Source organism: Limnothrix sp. CMB-01, from assembly GCF_055193175.1.
On the sequence record NZ_CM143720.1, the window covers coordinates 98,434 to 114,988 of the forward strand.

The 16,555-nt window shown below is 55.3% G+C and carries 15 protein-coding genes; 7 read left to right on the plus strand and 8 right to left on the minus strand.

The features are described 5' to 3' along the window. Positions 1-270: 270 nt before the first annotated feature. From ACZA91_RS00435 to aroB, 4 genes are all read right to left on the minus strand, one after another. Positions 271-1,641: a cation:proton antiporter gene (locus ACZA91_RS00435; protein WP_199291579.1), complete on the minus strand. Its 1,371-nt coding sequence runs from the start codon at positions 1,639-1,641 to the stop codon at positions 271-273. Positions 1,642-2,310: 669 nt separating this feature from the next. Beyond that, positions 2,311-3,060, minus strand: a complete 750-nt coding sequence (locus ACZA91_RS00440; protein ID WP_463184162.1) for a GUN4 domain-containing protein — start codon at positions 3,058-3,060, stop codon at positions 2,311-2,313. 10 nt (positions 3,061-3,070) lie between these two features. Next, positions 3,071-4,120: an MraY family glycosyltransferase gene (locus ACZA91_RS00445; protein ID WP_099535556.1), complete on the minus strand. Its 1,050-nt coding sequence runs from the start codon at positions 4,118-4,120 to the stop codon at positions 3,071-3,073. A gap of 129 nt (positions 4,121-4,249) precedes the next feature. Next, entirely contained in the window at positions 4,250-5,350 is a 1,101-nt protein-coding gene (gene aroB, locus ACZA91_RS00450) for a 3-dehydroquinate synthase (RefSeq protein ID WP_463184163.1), read from the minus strand. A gap of 131 nt (positions 5,351-5,481) precedes the next feature. On the opposite strand from aroB, the gene petL reads away from it, so the two are divergent. Beyond that, the gene (petL, locus tag ACZA91_RS00455; RefSeq protein WP_099535552.1) at positions 5,482-5,577 is read left to right on the plus strand and encodes a cytochrome b6-f complex subunit PetL; all 96 of its coding nucleotides are present in this window, start codon (positions 5,482-5,484) and stop codon (positions 5,575-5,577) included. Positions 5,578-5,908: 331 nt separating this feature from the next. Here petL and ACZA91_RS00460 read toward each other — a convergent pair whose 3' ends face one another. The 3 genes from ACZA91_RS00460 to sufR all read right to left on the minus strand — a co-directional run bounded on the left by ACZA91_RS00460 (position 5,909) and on the right by sufR (position 7,729). Continuing rightward, positions 5,909-6,346, minus strand: coding sequence for a hypothetical protein (locus ACZA91_RS00460; RefSeq protein WP_199291569.1), 438 nt, complete (start codon positions 6,344-6,346; stop codon positions 5,909-5,911). 168 nt (positions 6,347-6,514) lie between these two features. Further along, positions 6,515-6,787 carry a hypothetical protein gene (locus ACZA91_RS00465; protein ID WP_242026244.1) on the minus strand — a complete coding sequence of 91 codons (273 nt, stop codon included), beginning with the start codon at positions 6,785-6,787 and terminating at the stop codon, positions 6,515-6,517. 261 nt (positions 6,788-7,048) lie between these two features. Next, positions 7,049-7,729 (minus strand): iron-sulfur cluster biosynthesis transcriptional regulator SufR, encoded by a 681-nt coding sequence (gene sufR / locus ACZA91_RS00470; protein WP_099535550.1) that lies wholly within the window; start codon positions 7,727-7,729, stop codon positions 7,049-7,051. On the opposite strand from sufR, the gene ACZA91_RS00475 reads away from it, so the two are divergent. From ACZA91_RS00475 to ACZA91_RS00500, 6 genes are all read left to right on the plus strand, one after another. Further along, positions 7,697-7,927, plus strand: coding sequence for a hypothetical protein (locus ACZA91_RS00475; RefSeq protein ID WP_463186492.1), 231 nt, complete (start codon positions 7,697-7,699; stop codon positions 7,925-7,927). The genes sufR and ACZA91_RS00475 overlap by 33 nt on opposite strands. Positions 7,928-7,979: 52 nt before the next feature. Further along, complete coding sequence (locus ACZA91_RS00480) at positions 7,980-8,327, plus strand: ferredoxin-thioredoxin reductase catalytic domain-containing protein (protein WP_099535546.1); 348 nt, start codon at positions 7,980-7,982, stop codon at positions 8,325-8,327. 135 nt (positions 8,328-8,462) lie between these two features. After that, on the plus strand, positions 8,463-9,899 hold the full coding sequence (gene sufB / locus ACZA91_RS00485) for a Fe-S cluster assembly protein SufB (protein ID WP_099535630.1): 1,437 nt from the start codon (positions 8,463-8,465) through the stop codon (positions 9,897-9,899). 308 nt (positions 9,900-10,207) lie between these two features. Next, positions 10,208-10,990, plus strand: coding sequence for a Fe-S cluster assembly ATPase SufC (gene sufC, locus ACZA91_RS00490; RefSeq protein WP_099535544.1), 783 nt, complete (start codon positions 10,208-10,210; stop codon positions 10,988-10,990). 2 nt (positions 10,991-10,992) lie between these two features. Next, the gene (gene sufD / locus ACZA91_RS00495) at positions 10,993-12,390 is read left to right on the plus strand and encodes a Fe-S cluster assembly protein SufD (protein WP_463184168.1); all 1,398 of its coding nucleotides are present in this window, start codon (positions 10,993-10,995) and stop codon (positions 12,388-12,390) included. A 131-nt stretch (positions 12,391-12,521) separates the two neighbouring features. Continuing rightward, positions 12,522-13,781 (plus strand): SufS family cysteine desulfurase, encoded by a 1,260-nt coding sequence (locus ACZA91_RS00500; protein WP_463184169.1) that lies wholly within the window; start codon positions 12,522-12,524, stop codon positions 13,779-13,781. 207 nt (positions 13,782-13,988) lie between these two features. Here ACZA91_RS00500 and ACZA91_RS00505 read toward each other — a convergent pair whose 3' ends face one another. Next, positions 13,989-16,247 (minus strand): sensor histidine kinase, encoded by a 2,259-nt coding sequence (locus ACZA91_RS00505; RefSeq protein ID WP_463184171.1) that lies wholly within the window; start codon positions 16,245-16,247, stop codon positions 13,989-13,991. Positions 16,248-16,555: the final 308 nt, after the last annotated feature.

Genomic DNA, 16,555 nt, shown 5'->3' on the forward strand with positions numbered 1-16,555 from the left:
TACCAGATTTTGGGAAAAGTGAGGGGTTCCTCAGTTCCCGATCGCCCTAATCATCGGCCCAAAAAGCCAACCAAAAAGCCAAGACCAAGCAAAAAAAATCGGGAGCCAAGGCCCCCGACGGTGATCCAGTTTGATGATGAGCAATCAATTGCAATCGATCGGGATCAGCGGTGTGATCCGTGGTCTGGTCGGTGGTCTGATCCTTGTTGCAATCAGGGGCAATTGTTGCCTAGAGAATTTCGAGAACTGGACGAATCGCTGAACAAATCCCTAGGGGGTTGATTCGCTGGTGCTCGATTCCTGCTGCCCAAAGGCCACCCGCAAGAACGGCGGAGCCAGGAAGGTGGTCAAGATCACCATGATGATGATCGACACTTCCAGGGGCTTGCTCAGCACACCGCTGGCGGAACCGATGCCCGCAAACACCAGACCCACTTCGCCCCGGGGAATCATACCCACCCCGATCGCCAAGCGGTTAATGCCCGGTTGCCCAAACACGGCCCAGCCGGTCACCAACTTGCCCACGATTGCCACGGCCACCAAGAACACGGCAATCAGCAGGCCGGCCCGGTTTTCGGGAACTGCCGGATTCAGCACACTCAAATCGGCGCGGGCCCCAACCGTCACAAAGAAAATGGGCACCAGCAAATCCGCGATCGGCTTCACCAACTCATCCAGCTCATTGCGGGCATCGCTTTCATCCAACACCAACCCGGCCGCAAAGGCCCCCAAGATGGCTTCCAAATGAATTGCGTTGCCTAAAAATGCCATGAAGAAGGCAAAAATAAAGGCCGGAATCACAATGTTGCCGCGTGTTTTCAGCGCTTCGACGGTCTTCACAAAAAACTTGTTGAATACACCGCCCAGCAAAATGGAGCCAAACAGAAACACCGTGGAGCTAACAATCAAATAGATCACGTTGCCGGTGTCAATTTCGCCGGTCTTGGCCAGGCTGGCCACCACGGCCAACACCACAATCCCCAGCACATCATCAATCACCGCCGCGCCGACGATGATTTGTCCTTCCTTGGACTTGAGTTGGTTCAACTCCGACAGGACTTTGGAGGTAATCCCGATGCTGGTGGCGGTCAGGGCCGCGCCCGCAAAGATGGCAGGAATGGCGGGCACACCAAAAATGGTCATCAGCCCCGCAGTGCCCGCAACAAAGGGAACCGCGACTCCCACACAGGCCACAACGGTGGCCTGAATGCCCACTTCTTTGAGCTGCCGCAGGTCGGACTCCAAGCCGATTTCAAACAGCAACACAATCACGCCCAGTTCCGCCAGCACGGAAATGACTTCGCTTTGGGAGCTAAAGATATCCGTGACGGCTTCGGGCGTGAGGGTGTTAATCAGGCTGAGGGCCTGCATCACGATCGAGTCATTGGCCGTCAAGCCCCCTTCTGGGAACACGATCAGGTGCAGTGCCGACACCCCAACGATCACCCCGGCAACTAATTCGCCCAAAACGGGGGGAAAGTCTAGCCGCTTGGCCAGTTCTGAGCCAAGTTTGCTGGACAAATAAATGATCACCAGAGATAAAAGCACGCCAGCCAAAACGATCGGGGCGTTTTCGGCTTCGGCGGTGGCCAGCAGGGGCGCAAACAGGGGAACAAAATTACTTGGAGCGATGCCATCCATCCGTGTGATGAAAGCCGCCAGGGTTTCCTGTAAGAACATGGATTTGGTTGCGAAGTTTAAGAACAATCACTCCAACTGGGAGCTAAGGGTGGGAAGGGAGTGGGCCTGCCCACGGATCGCTTTTTTAATCTACGACAAAGGAATCACTCGTGATCGTTGAAAAATTAGCTTGGGGTGAATATTTTTTCTGCAAGATTTTTAACGATCGATTGCCCCGGTTGATGAGAGCAAAGTAAGCATGATTTGGCTCCTAATGGCTATTCGTTTCTTAATTAGTGATTTTTATAGATTTGCTAAAGCAGCATTGATAGTTGGGAATAGCAATGCGCGATCGCAATTCTTGAGCTGATTGGGAAGCTGACTTAGAAAATTTAGGCCCCGATCGGCCCCTGGAGGAGTAATTGAGTGCGCCGTGAGGAGGTTGATATTTTTTTGAATTTTTCCCATGAATAAGTCATGGATAAGTTTTGATAATCAATAGTTTTACTACGGAAATTTATATACAAAAATCCTGAGTAATACTGGTTATCTACCGTTTTTTCTGGGGATTCCAATCAAATTTTAGATGGTGTTGATGAGCTGGTTGATAGGTTGGTTTATGGGTTGGTTTATGGGTGAATTGCTCGTAGTCCTTCGCTTTTGGGGAATTCGTCGTGGCCCAGACGGGCTTCAGCGATCGGCCTGAGCCAGGCGATCGAGCAGGGCGGCCAACAGGCTCGACACGGGAACGGCTCCTAGGCCATAGCAGGCGCGTTTTGTCCAAACAATGGTGGGCAAATGGCCGATGGGTGCATTGTCGCGGAAGGAAAGTTCGTCAGCGTAGCACCAGGATTCGCCTTTGCGCCAACCAACCCGATCGCAAAATTGCCCATAGTCGCCTTGGGCCGCTTGCCAGGCGGCCTGTTGGGCTGTCCAACCAAACCGACCACCGCTCCAATAGGACCAAAGCTGGTTGATGGTGGCTAAGTCCGTGAGCGGCAGGTGCTGGAGATCGTCGGGGGTGAGGGAATCCCGGGTTGATTTGCCCAAGGCCGCTAGCAAATAGTCTCGGGTGGCGGTGTCGGCGGCTTGCCATTGTCCATTGCCGAGCAGGTCGTTGAGGGGCAGGTAATCGAACCCGACCTCTGAGGCTAGGGGGGCGGGTTCGGGGTCGATCGAGACGGCGGGCAAGGTGTTGAGCTGTTGCTCGATTGCCCCTAACCGATCGCCCAAGGCTTGCAAGTGCTGTTCTAGGGTTGTCTGTCGATCGAGTGACAGATCTAAGGATTGGGCGTGGCGATCGTGCCACTGCCACAGGTAATGCTGAAGCTGATCCAAGGAGGGCGATGAATCGGGTTTGGGCGATCGCCAAGCAGCACGCCCCCACCAGCCGATCGCTCCGCCCAGCCCCAGGCCGATCAGTAGGGCGATCGGATCCATCCGGTCAGCCCTAGGAGGGGTTTTTGGCCTGTCGCCAAACTTGCCAGCCCATGTAGCTCAAGACGGCGGTGGCCGCGAGGGCATAGCCAAGACCGCTGGGCATTCCGGAAAAAGCCAGAGCTAGGGTTCCCACCCACAGGGTCAGGGCATAAATAAACAAAACGGCCGCCCGATGGGACAGGCCGGCATCCAAAAGGCGGTGGTGTAAGTGTCGCTTGTCGGCAATCCAAGGCAGCTTACCGTTGCGCAGGCGATCGAGAATGACCGCCGACATATCCAGCAACGGAACCGCCAGAATCAGGTAAGGCAGCAACACAGAAGTTACGGCGGTCACCTTCACCAGGCCGATCGCCCCTACCCCCGCCAGCACAAAGCCCATAAAATAGGCTCCCCCGTCTCCCATAAAGATTTGGGCAGGGTTGAAGTTGTAGCGCAAAAATCCGAGGGCCGCACCCGCCAAGGCCGCGGCAATCAGGCCCACGGCCGGCTGGTTCATAAACAGAGCCACAAACATCATGACGGTGGCGGAAATGCCGGAAACGCCGGCCGCCAAACCATCCAGACCGTCAATCCAGTTGATGGCGTTCACCATGCCCACTAACCAGAGGACGGTGATGGGCAAGCTCAGCCAGCCCAATTGCACCAGGCCCAAGCCGGGAATTGTGAGGAAATCGATGCTAACGCCCACATGCCAACAGACGGTGGCGACGGCGGTTTGGATGGCCAGGCGCGTGAAGGGAGAAAGGCCATAGAGGTCATCCGCAAGCCCGATCGCAAAAAAGGCGATCCCGCCCCCTAAAACACCAATAATTTCATTGATTTTGTGGGAACTGGCGGTTTCAAAGCCGCCCAGCCACCACACCAGACCAAGGGCTGCGATCGCGCCGCAAAAGATCGAAATTCCCCCCAGTCGAACCATGGGGCGATCGTGCATTTTACGCTCGTTGGGGAGATCAAAGCGCCCAGTTTTGAGGCCCGCAGCCCGGACGATCGGCGTTGTCCACATCACAATGGCCGCCGCCGCCAGAAACGCAATGAAATGAAACAAATACGGGAACATGGGGCTACCAACGTTTCAGAATGCAACGAGAACCCGCGTCAGGCAGAGTCTACTACATTTGGCCGAACACTGACCGAACCCGGGAAAAGCCAGCATCCAGCCAGAGACCGGTGCTCAGGGGCCCCGCTGTTAACCCTGTAAGGCTCGCAGCACTGGGTACAACACATCAGCGGGAACTTGATCAACCATTTCAACGGCTCCAATCCGAGTGGGCAAGATGAAGCGAACTTTGCCGTCTTTGACTTTTTTATCTAACAGCAAGGAGTCAGCGATCGCTCCCGGATCTAGGCTGGCCGGCACGCGATCGGGCAGGGCCGTTTTTTGAATCACCGCCAGTTGTCGGGCACAGTTGCCCCCATCCCACAGGCCCATTTTGGCCGCCAACTCGGCCGCCGCCACCATCCCGATCGCCACGGCTTCCCCGTGGTTCACCAAGCGGTAGTTGGTCAAGGACTCGATCGCATGGCCGATCGTGTGGCCGTAGTTGAGGATGGCCCGCAGGCCCCCTTCTTTTTCGTCTTGGGCCACCACATCGGCCTTGGCTTGGCAGGATCGCTGCAAAATTTCGCCCAACAGGGGTTGAATGGCGGCAAATCGATCGAGGCGTGGGGCCGCTTCCAGCCGATCGAACAGGTCTGGATCCCAGATAATGCCGTATTTAATCACCTCCGCCATGCCCGCCCGCAATTCCCGCACCGGCAGGGTGGCCAACACCTCGGGATCAATCAACACCAGCCTCGGTTGGTGAAACGCCCCAATCAGGTTTTTGCCTCGGGGATGGTTAATGCCGGTTTTGCCCCCGATCGCGGCATCCACCATGGCCAACAGCGAGGTGGGCACTTGAACAAAAGCGATGCCCCGTAACCAAGTGGCGGCCGCAAACCCGGTCATGTCGCCAATCACTCCGCCGCCCAGCGCCAACATGACGCTTGATCGCTCCAAACGGAAATCGAGCGCCGCATCGTAAATTTTTTGGAGAGAGCTGGGGGTTTTGTAGCGCTCGCCAGCGGGCAAAATGCAGCTTTGGACTTGGTAACCCGCGGCCCGCAGAGACGCGATCACCCGATCGCCATAGCGCTTGGAGATTTGCGGGTTTGAGACCAGCAAAACCTTGGGATTGGTTTGGGTCGATCGCTCGCGCATCCAATCGCCCACATGATCGAGCAAGCCCGCCCCGATCGCGATGTCGTAGGCATTTTGGGGTAAATTTACGCGAATCGTAGCGGCCATAACCCAAAGCGCAATTGCGCCAGCAACAGTGAACGAACGGCAAAAAACCAGAGCGGGCCGTATTTTAGCGCGGGATGGTTCAATGGTTAGGGACTAACCCATTTTTCAGAATCCATTGGGAGGCTTGGCCCATGTCTGGCGCAATTACTTATTTCATCTTCTTTGGCGGCATGTTGGGCGTGGCAGCGGGCATGATGTTCACCCTGCGGGCCATCAAGCTGATCTAGGTTTGATCTAGGTCAAGCTGATTTGGGTTCATTCAGGTTCATTCAATTGATGACAGCCCTGATTCTTCCACAGCAAGATTGTGGGCTGACAAGATGATGGGGGCAAGGGGCTTAAGCCCCTTGTCTGTTTTTTGGGTTGACCTTTGGGGCTTTTTTGGGTTGATCCTTTAAGGATGATGATCGGTTTGAACTTGTGCCTATTCAAAAGGCATCTCTTCTGGTCTTTATCGATGGGTATCGATTGGGGCAGTTTGATTGGTTCCGTCTTAATGGTGCAGTTTGATTGGTGCAGTCCTATTGGTTCAGTCCTAGCAGTCTTAAGGGTGCAGTTCTAGAGAGCTGGGGCCGAAGCGGCGACGGAGCTGCTCAAGTTTGATCTCGATCGAACCGCTTTTCCAATGATTGCCCCATTCATCACCAAACAAACCACCGCCAACGACAGCAACACATAGGTCGGAGCCATCACCACGCCCACCGCAAACCAGGTTGCCACATGCAACACCATCAAGGTGGCGTAAACACTGCCAACCAAACCAATTACCAATCGATCGCGCAGAGGGCGATCGATCACCATCATCACCAATGCTTGAATCGTCGCCAACAAATTGGCCGGAACCAAAAAGGCACAAATTTGGACACAATAGCCCCGCGAAAATTCACTGGCAGGGCTGGTTTGTAAGGCAGAAAACCCAAACTGCCAACTTGCTTGGATCGATTGGGACAGGGCGTGATGATCGTGACCCAGAAGGGTGTGGAGCCAGTCAAGCATGGTGATGTTGTAAATCGGGAATTAGAGTTGGGATTAGAGTGGGAATTGAACTTAACTTAAATTGAACGTGAAGTTGAAGCTGAAAGGGAAATTGAAAGGCAATTCAAAAGGAAATCAGACCCAAAATCTATCAAAAACAGACCCGCCAGAACAGGTCTGTAAACCGATCTAAACATCCCACTTCAGCACTGTCGCATCAATTCCCTGCTCACGCTTACGCTTTGCGTCGCGCTCAAACCAAGCAATCACCTGATCATGGGTTAACGCTTCGATCGCCACGCCCTCGTCCTCGGCAATGTAGCGCAGTAGTTTCAAAGACGAGAGGGTCAACCGCGTTAAAAACTTTTCGGGCTGAGACAACAGAGCCGCATCGACCTTTGCAGACTCTTCGGGGGTCAAAAACTCCAAACCCTGAGGATTCATAGGATTGTTCAGCGGCATAGGCATCGAGGCGGATGGTTTCCATCGCGATCGCTCGGCTCAGTTCACCCAGATTGGGGAGACAGCACCCGAGAGGCAATGGGCGGGCTGGAATGGGTGGGATTAACAGGCGGAGTTGAACAGGCGTGCTGCAATCGGCAACCCCCCGCTAGTTAACCTTAGCCCGATTTCTGACCCGATCGCTTGCACCTTGATCGCACCTCTCTTTACCGCACCCTTCCTTATCGCGCCCCTCTGGTTGTGGGGCCGGGTGGGGCAAGCCTAGTTGGCGCGGGTTGCGGGGGTGGGGGTGGTTTCCGACTCTTGGATGGAGTAGCCACAACGGTGCTCGCCGCCCACAATCCAGTGGGTGCGCTCCACCTTGCAACCCTGGAGGGCGATCGCGAACATTTCCAACTCATGGGCACAAACACCGGGATAGGACTCGGCCACGGTGGAAATGGCGCAGTTGTGTTCCACCAGCAAGTAGCGTGGGTGGCCGTCGGCTTCCGGCTCGATCGCTTCCCACTCGGCCATGTAGCCCTCGGCGCGGCGCAAGTCCACCAACCGAGCCACCCGATCGCGCAAATTTCCCGCGCCCAGATGTCGGCGGTAGTCCAAGGCCTTGCGCACCCACTGTTGCCGCAGCAGGGACTGCACCTGGTCATTCCCGATCGTTTCGGTCAGGGTGTGGAGCAAATCCACGGCAAATTCATCGTAGTTGTCGGGAAATTGCGATCGCCCCGCCGGACTCAACCGATAAAGGTGCTGGGGACGACCCGTGCCGCCCCTGGCTGCCTCGTGCAAAATCAGCCCCTCGCTTTCGAGATCCTTCAGGTGGCGACGGGTGGCCTGTGGACTGATGCCCAGCGCCTCCGCCAGCCGTTGGGCCGTGGCTTCTCCCTGCTGGAGGAGGTATTTCAAAATGTCATGCTTCGTGGACGCTTGCTGAAGAGCACTCATTCGCTCAGACCGTGGATCGTGGATTGGGCAGCATTCGGCAGCGGCAGCCAGTCGATCGACCATGAATCGGCCCGTTCAAAACAACCGGTTAAGAAAACAGCCTATTGTTATATTCTGGCCTCGATCGCTCAGGCTTTGACAACTTTTGCGTTGCTAAAGTACGCTAAAGACGATTACGCAACAATCAAGTTGTTTTAGCAATCAAGGTCATTATACAAACCCCACCGTTAATTTCTAGAGACCCGCCGACATGGACAATGCAACGACCCACGCCAGCGAAAAGAGCCTTGATGCAGTTCGGAAGTTCGCTGAAAGCTACGCCAAACGTACCGGCACTTACTTTTGCGCTGATCCGGGCGTGACCGCTGTCGTGATCGAAGGTCTCGCCCGCCACAAGGACGAACTCGGCTCGCCCCTTTGCCCCTGTCGGCACTACGAAGACAAGGAAGCCGAAGTGGCCGCTGCCTATTGGAACTGTCCTTGTGTGCCCATGCGCGAGCGCTATGAATGTCACTGCATGTTGTTTCTAACCCCTGACAATGATTTCCGGGGCGAGCAGCAGGAAATCGGCCTCGACGAAATCCTAAACATGCGCTAGCGCTGCCAACTCCCGCGATTTTCCGCGCGGTGAGTGGTTACAATCCGTTCGATCGCCCCGGTAGCCAAAGGTGCGATCGTCCATTCCGCCGATGGCCCCCGCCCCCTCCGAGAAGAACGCCAGTCCCCACGAGCCATGAGCGCATCCGTCAGCACCCTCGTTAACCAACCCTATAAGTACGGCTTCGTCACCGACATCGAGTCAGATACCCTGCCTCGGGGTCTGAGTGAAGAGACAATCTACGCCATTTCGGCCAAGAAAAACGAGCCAGAGTTCATGCTGGAATTTCGGCTGCGGGCCTACCGCCAGTGGCTGAAGATGACGGAGCCGACCTGGCCCGATGTGAACTATCCCTCGATCAACTATCAAGACATCATTTACTACTCCGCTCCGAAGCAAACGCAAAAGAAGCAGAGCCTAGATGAAGTTGATCCGACCCTGCTCGAAACCTTCGAGAAGTTGGGAATTCCCCTTTCGGAGCAAAAGCGGCTGGCTAATGTGGCGGTGGATGCCATCTTTGACAGCGTTTCCGTGGCCACCACTTTCCGCGAAAAGCTCGCAGAACATGGGGTAATTTTCTGCCCCATTTCTGAGGCCCTCAAGGAGCATCCGGAGCTGGTTAAAAAATATTTGGGCAGCGTTGTCCCGATCGCGGATAACTACTTTGCGGCCCTCAACTCCGCTGTGTTTAGCGATGGCTCCTTTGTCTACATTCCCAAGGGTGTTGAATGCCCCATGGAATTGTCTACCTACTTCCGCATCAACAACGGGGATTCCGGTCAGTTTGAGCGGACGTTGATTGTGGCTGAAGAAGGTAGCTCCGTCAGCTATTTGGAAGGTTGCACGGCTCCTATGTATGACAGCAACCAACTCCATGCGGCGGTGGTGGAATTGGTGGCCCTGGACAATGCCAGCATCAAATATTCCACGGTGCAAAACTGGTATGCCGGGGATGCGAACGGGAAGGGCGGAATTTATAACTTCGTGACCAAGCGCGGCCTCTGCAAAGGCAGGAATTCCAAGATTTCTTGGACACAGGTGGAAACGGGATCAGCCATTACTTGGAAATATCCCAGTTGTGTGCTGGTGGGTGATAACTCGATCGGGGAGTTTTATTCCGTTGCCCTCACCAATAACTGTCAACAGGCCGACACCGGTACGAAGATGGTGCATATCGGCAAAAATACCCGCAGCACGATCGTCTCGAAGGGCATTTCGGCGGGCAAGTCCAAAAACAGCTACCGCGGCCTGGTGAAAGTGGGGCCCAATGCCGATGGGGCGCGCAACTATTCCCAATGTGATTCGATGTTGATTGGCAGCAATGCCCAAGCCAACACCTATCCCTACATCCAGGTGCAGAACGAGTTGGCCAGGGTAGAGCATGAAGCCACCACGTCCAAGATTGGCGAAGACCAATTGTTCTATTTGGCGCAACGGGGCATTTCCGCTGAAGATGCCGTTTCAATGATGATTTCGGGCTTCTGTAAGGATGTGTTTAACCAGTTGCCCATGGAATTTGCGGTGGAAGCCGACAAACTCCTTAGCCTGAAGTTGGAAGGCTCGGTGGGCTAACGGCACTGGGTCGATCGGGATTTGGAAACAAGGGGCTTAAGGTGTGTCGTCAAATCGCCTGAAACCCTGATGACCTCGTTCTCCCAACCGAGCAGTCGTAGGGGCAGGGTCTCCCCACCCAGTTCCCGTGATCCTTGGGTGTTCCCAGGGGTGGACAAGGTTAGAGCGATCGCCCGGGTTAGGGTTGGGAGACCCAACCCCTACGGCGAGGGAAATGACGACAGGCTCTAAGTCCCTTGTTTGTTGAACCTGTTTGTTGAGCTTATTTGTTGAATTGGAAGCCTGTTTTTGAGGGTTGAAGGGCCACGATGATTGTTGATAATGCACCGACCGTCCTTTCGGTCAAAAACCTCACCGCCAATGTGAATGACACGCCAATTTTGAAGGGCTTGAACCTGGAAATTAAGGCCGGCGAAATTCACGCGATTATGGGTCGCAATGGCTCTGGAAAAAGTACATTTTCCAAAATTTTGGCAGGACATCCGGCCTACGAGGTGACCGGTGGCGAGGTGGTCTTTGAAGGACAAAACCTCTTGGAATTGGAAGCGGAAGAACGGGCCCGATCGGGGGTGTTCTTGGCCTTCCAATACCCGGTAGAAATTCCCGGGGTTTCCAACCTGGATTTTCTGCGCGCGTCCTACAATGCCCGTCGCAAACACCAGGGATTGGAGGAAGTGGATCCCTTTGATTTTGAGGATGTGGTGCGCGATCGCCTGCAAGTGGTGCAGATGGATGCGTCCTTCCTCGATCGCAGCGTGAATCAAGGCTTCTCGGGTGGTGAGAAAAAGCGCAACGAAATCCTGCAAATGGCGCTGCTCGAACCCACCTTGGCCGTGCTGGATGAAACGGATTCCGGCTTGGATATTGATGCCCTGCGGATTGTGGCCGAGGGGGTGAATCAACTGGCAAACGAAAAGAATGCGATGCTGGTGATCACCCACTACCAACGGTTGCTGGATTACATCGTGCCGGATTATGTCCATGTCATGTACGACGGCAAAATCGTGATGACGGGCGATAAGGAATTGGCGCTGGAATTGGAAGCCAAAGGCTACGACTGGGTGGACGAGTTGCAGCCGGTGGGGGTGTAACGATGGGCGTGGATTTGAGTGGTTTAACGGACTTGAACAAGGCAGATTTGGACGCACTGACGGCGAACTCAACGCCGGGCGATCGAGCACCGAGCAAGGCAGCCCAGCGATCGACCTATTACGCAGGCTTGCTGGCCACGGTGACGGCGGCCACTCCGGCAACCGATTGGGAATTGGTGCAGCGGCTGCGATCGCAGGCCCAGGCCGTGGCGCAGGAAATGGCGTTGCCTTCGACGCGAGATGAGGATTGGCGGTTTACGGATCTATCGCCCATGTTGGCGATCGCGTTGCGGGCCCCGGAGCTGACCACCCTTCAACCGGAGGCGATCGCGGCATTCGCCATTCCCGAAGCATCGGTGCGGGTGGTGGTGGTGAACGGTCGGTTTGCGCCGGAACTGTCGAATTTGGTCGGGTTGCCCGATGGTGTCACGATCGGCTCGCTGGCGGCCGTGACCGATCGGGAGCGCCTGGCGAGCCACCTGGGCCAACAAGGCAGCCAGGATGCCTTCTCGGTGCTGAATACGGCCGGTCTGAACGATGGTGTGGTGATTGAGCTGGAACGCCGCGTGCAGGTGGCCAAACCCATTCACCTGCTACATGTGGCCACGGCGGATCAACCGGCAATCAGTCAGCCCCGTTGCTTGGTGTTGGCCAAGGCCGGCGACAGCCATTGCACCCTGATTGAAGACTATGTGGCGATCGGGCAAGGCGGCTACTGCACCAACAGCGTGATGGAAGTGGTGCTGGGAAATTGCGCCACCCTGCACCATGTGCGGCTGCAACGGGAAGGCGAACAGGCGATCCACATCGGTAAAACCGCCATTTCCCAAGACTGGAACAGTCACTATACCCTAACCACCATCAGCCAGGGTGCGTCGATCGCCCGTCACTCGATCGACATTGCCCAAACGGGCCCCGGTACTGAAACCATCCTGAACGGGTTGTCGGTGGCCACCGGTGAGCAGTTAACGGACACCCATAGCTCCCTGGTGTTGAGCCATCCCCACGGAACCGCCGATCAGTTGCACAAGTGCATTGCGGACGATCGGGGCCACACGGTCTTCAATGGACGGGTTTTTGTGGATCACGATGCGCAACAAACCAACGCCGCCCAGCTCAACCGCAATTTGTTGCTGTCGCCCAAGGCGCGGGTGGACACCAAGCCGCAACTGGAAATCATTGCGGATGATGTGAAGTGTTCTCACGGTTCCACAGTCAGCCAACTGGAGGAAACGGAGCTGTTTTACTGTCGTAGTCGTGGCTTGGATTTGGCCACGGCTCGATCGCTCCTGTTGGATGGGTTTGCGGGGGAAATTTTGGATCGCCTCCCGATCGCCTCATTGCGATCGACCTTGGCTCGCCAAATTGCCCAACGGATTAATCCAGGCAGCGCAAGCTAGAGCCTCATTAATCGCCATTCACCAATCGCCATTCACCAGTCGCCACTGATATCGGTTGATCGCGAGCCAATCACCCTTGCTCCCGGTTGGTCATCAGGTCTACTTCATCCTCTTGTTCTGTTCCCTGTGCCATGACCCTCACCTTGCCCCGCTCGATCGCCCAACAGGTGCGCCCCGATTTCCCGATCCTGGATCAGCGGGTGCATGATCAGCCGCTGGTGTATTTGGACAATGCGGCGACTTCCCAAAAGCCCCGACAGGTGATTGATGCCTTGCGGCACTATTACGAGTGGGACAACGCCAATGTGCATCGCGGGGTTCACACCCTGAGTATGCGGGCCACGGATGCCTATGAAGCGGCGCGGGAAAAGGTGGCTAAGTTTGTGAATGCCCGATCGTTTCAGGAAATTGTGTTCACACGCAATGCCAGCGAAGCGATCAACGTGGTGGCCTACAGTTGGGGCATGAGCCAACTGCAAGCGGGCGATGAAATTATCCTGTCCGTGGCAGAGCACCACAGCAACTTAGTGCCCTGGCAATTGGTGGCCCAACGCACGGGGGCAGTGCTGAAATTCGTGGGCTTGGATGCCACGGAATCTTTGGATGTGGAGCAGTTGCGATCGCTGATTTCCGATCGCACCAAACTGGTCTCCCTGGTGCATGTGTCCAACACCTTGGGCTGTGTCTTGCCCGTGGCCGAGGTGGTGGCCGCCGCTCGATCGGTGGGAGCCAAAGTCTTGCTGGATGCTTGCCAAAGTGCGCCCCACTTGGCCTTGGATGTGCAAGCGCTGGATTGTGATTGGCTGGTGGCTTCTGGCCACAAAATGTGCGCCCCAACGGGTATTGGCTTCCTTTACGGCAAGCTGGAATTGTTGCGATCGATGCCGCCCTTTTTGGGAGGTGGGGAAATGATTGCCGAGGTGGATTTGGAGCGATCGACCTATGCGGACTTGCCCCACAAACTGGAAGCAGGCACACCGGCCATTGGCGAAGCGATCGCCCTGGGCGCGGCGATCGATTACCTAAGCGCGATCGGGATGGATGCCATTCATCACTACGAAGCGGAATTAACCCGCCACCTGTTCGATCGCCTCAGGGCCATTCCCGAAGTGCGCATCTATGGCCCCCGTCCCCAGGCGGATGGGTCCGGCCGGGCGGCTCTGGCGGCCTTCACCGTGGATGGGATTCACGCCCACGATCTCTCCTCATTTTTGGATCAAGAGGGAATCGCCATTCGATCGGGTCACCACTGCACCCAACCCCTGCACAAGTCCCTGAACATTGCTTCCACCGCCCGCGCCAGCCTGTATTTTTACAACACGATCGAAGAAATTGATCGGTTTGCCCAAGCTCTACGCACCACGATCAACTTCTTCCAGTCCGTCGCCTAAGAGGATGTCTGAAAAACCAAAATTGCTACTCTGTACGCCCCAGTGATCGACTTAGACAAGGGGCTTAAGCCCCTTGTCTCCACAACTATTGGTGCTTGCCCGCGCGGTAGTCCTAAGAATGTAAGGATAAGGCAGATCAATCAGCTCAACCGCCCTATGTCACCAACTGCACTGAATCGTTTTCAAAGAAGTTGGAGAACCATGGCGCTAAATTAGCGGAATGCCCACCGTCGCCGTCGGACTGGTGGTGATCGTATCGCTATTGCTATTGACCCGATTCGCAGAAGCTTGGGCAATTCCTTCCCTGGGATCAATGGCCAGATCATGATCAGCATCCGCCTCATGGGGAACGGTGCGGCGTGCCAACTGTGTCAGCCGATCGAGCGGTAACGTAATGGTAAATTCCGCCCCCCCTTGGTGATGGTTCTTGGCTTCCAAGGAACCGCCATGGGTTTCCACAACAATTTGGTAGCTAATCGATAGGCCCAATCCTGTGCCTTGACCCACCGGCTTGGTGGTGAAAAAGGGATCAAAAATTTTGTTGGCGGCGGATTCATCCAAACCGGGGCCATTGTCTCGAATCGAAATCACAATCGCTTCATCGAGGCAACCGGTTGTGATCCACAATTGCGGCTGTTCATCATTGGGCAACAAATCCATCGCGTCGATCGCATTGCTCAAAATTTGCAGAAACACCTGATTGAGCTGGCCCGCATAGCAAGTGACGGCGGGCAATTCTCCAAGCGATCGATGCAAGGTAATGCAAGAGCGAGTTGGCATGGGCCCCAGTCGATTTTGCAAGATCGTCAGGGTACTTTCAAGACTGGCATTGAGGTCAACAATTTTGACTTCGGCCTCATCCAAGCGCGCAAATTCTCGCAAGTTGCGAATCAGATCCCGAATGCGAACTGCTCCATATTCCATGGATTGCAGCAATTTTGGATAGTCTTGGAGAATAAAATCATATTCAATTTCTTCCCATTTTTCGCGTATTCGCTCTGGCAGTTTAGCCAGGGCTTGTTCCATGGGTTCATCGGACTGATAGCCCAATTCTTGAATACAAATTTGATGTAGTTCAACAATATCTTCAAAATAGGAACGAGCATGGGCAAGGTTGCCAAAAATAAAGCTCACGGGATTATTAATTTCGTGGGCTAATCCGGCCACCAATTGACCCACACTGGACATTTTCTCGGTTTTGATTAGTTGCAATTGGGTATGGCGCAGATCATCCAAGGCCCGTTGCAGCTCGATCGTCCGTTCCAAAACTCGCTGTTCCAATTCTTCATTGGCCTTGCCCAAGGCCACAAAAGATTCCCCCAGCCGGTGGGCCATGTCCTTGAAAGCCCGCGCCAAAATACCTAGCTCATGGCGATCGTGGGTGGCCGCGAGCTGGTCAATGTGGCTGTGTTGATGGAGTTGCAGAAAGGAAGCCCGATCGAGCTTAATCACCTCATAGGTCAGCAATTGCAAGGGATGGATCGCCCGGTGGGCCAAGCGCCAACTGAGCCAGCCGGCCGCCGCTCCCGCCGCGATCGCCCCAAGGGTCATCTGTAAAATCAGGTCACGCAGCGGCGCATAGGCATCGGCCAAGGGCAACTCCGTCACCACTCGCCAGCCGCTGGAGTTGCTGGAGGGGATGGGCGCAACGGTTCCAATCACCTGCGCCTGTTTTAAGCCTTGATATTGGGTCACCTCCCCCGCGATCGCCTGATCCAAATGTTCCGCTAGGTGTTGCCCCTCTAGCTCTAAATTAATGGGAGCGAAGGTGGTGGGATCAGCATCGCTGACCGTTAGCACCACATTGCGCCGATCGAGCAAATAGGTATAGCCCGCCTCCTCACTCCAGGCCTCGCTGAGCACGGAATCCAGGAAATCTAAATTCACCCGGGCCAGCAGTACCCCCGAAATTTGCTCCGAGCGATCGCGAATGGGCACGCTCATCATGATCCAGCGCACCCGCCGATCGTGGAGTTGCTCTGATTCCACCCAACCCACATAGTCTTCGGCCCAGCGGTAGGCCCGCGAGAAGGCCACAGTGTGGTTTTGGTTTTGGGGACGAAAGAGGGGATCTGTGGCCACAAAGGTGACGGGCTGTCCCGATCGATCCAAAATCGCCACCATCTCATAGGCCGAATCGTGGCGGATCAACGCCTCCAGGAGAGATCGCTGCACCGGCACGGGCAACTCCGACAACCCCGTCACCCGCGACAAATAGCCCAATTTACGCTGGAAATCCTCGAGATAAGTGCTAATGCGCTCAGCCACCGCCCGCGATTGGGCCGCCTGCAACTGATGCAGCGTTTTCAGTTGCACCTGAGTGCTGTTGTAGGCCAACAGGGCCCCAGTGGCCAACGTTCCCAGGGAGACCATCAAAGTCAGCCCCAAACGGATTTGCAGCGCCAGGGACATGGGCCACCAGCGGCGATAGTTCACCAATTGCTGAAACCGTTGTTTGAGCCTCATTCGTGGCTAATCCATAACGCCTCGCCGGCAGCAGAGGGTTGACGATTGTTCAGCACTTTCCCCTGCACCTTAACCGTCGGCATCATTTGGCGAGCAACTGTTGCTGTTAAACCCATAGCCCAACCATACATCAGCCAGCACATCAGCCAGCACATGGATTAATCGGTTAATCGACCCATCAATCAACCGGCCAATTGACTCATAGCCCAATTGATGAATTCACCCATTCATCAGCCGACTCATCAGCTTGTCCATTGGCTGATCAGCTTGCACCTCAATCAAGGGATCAACCAAGAGATCAATAAGTT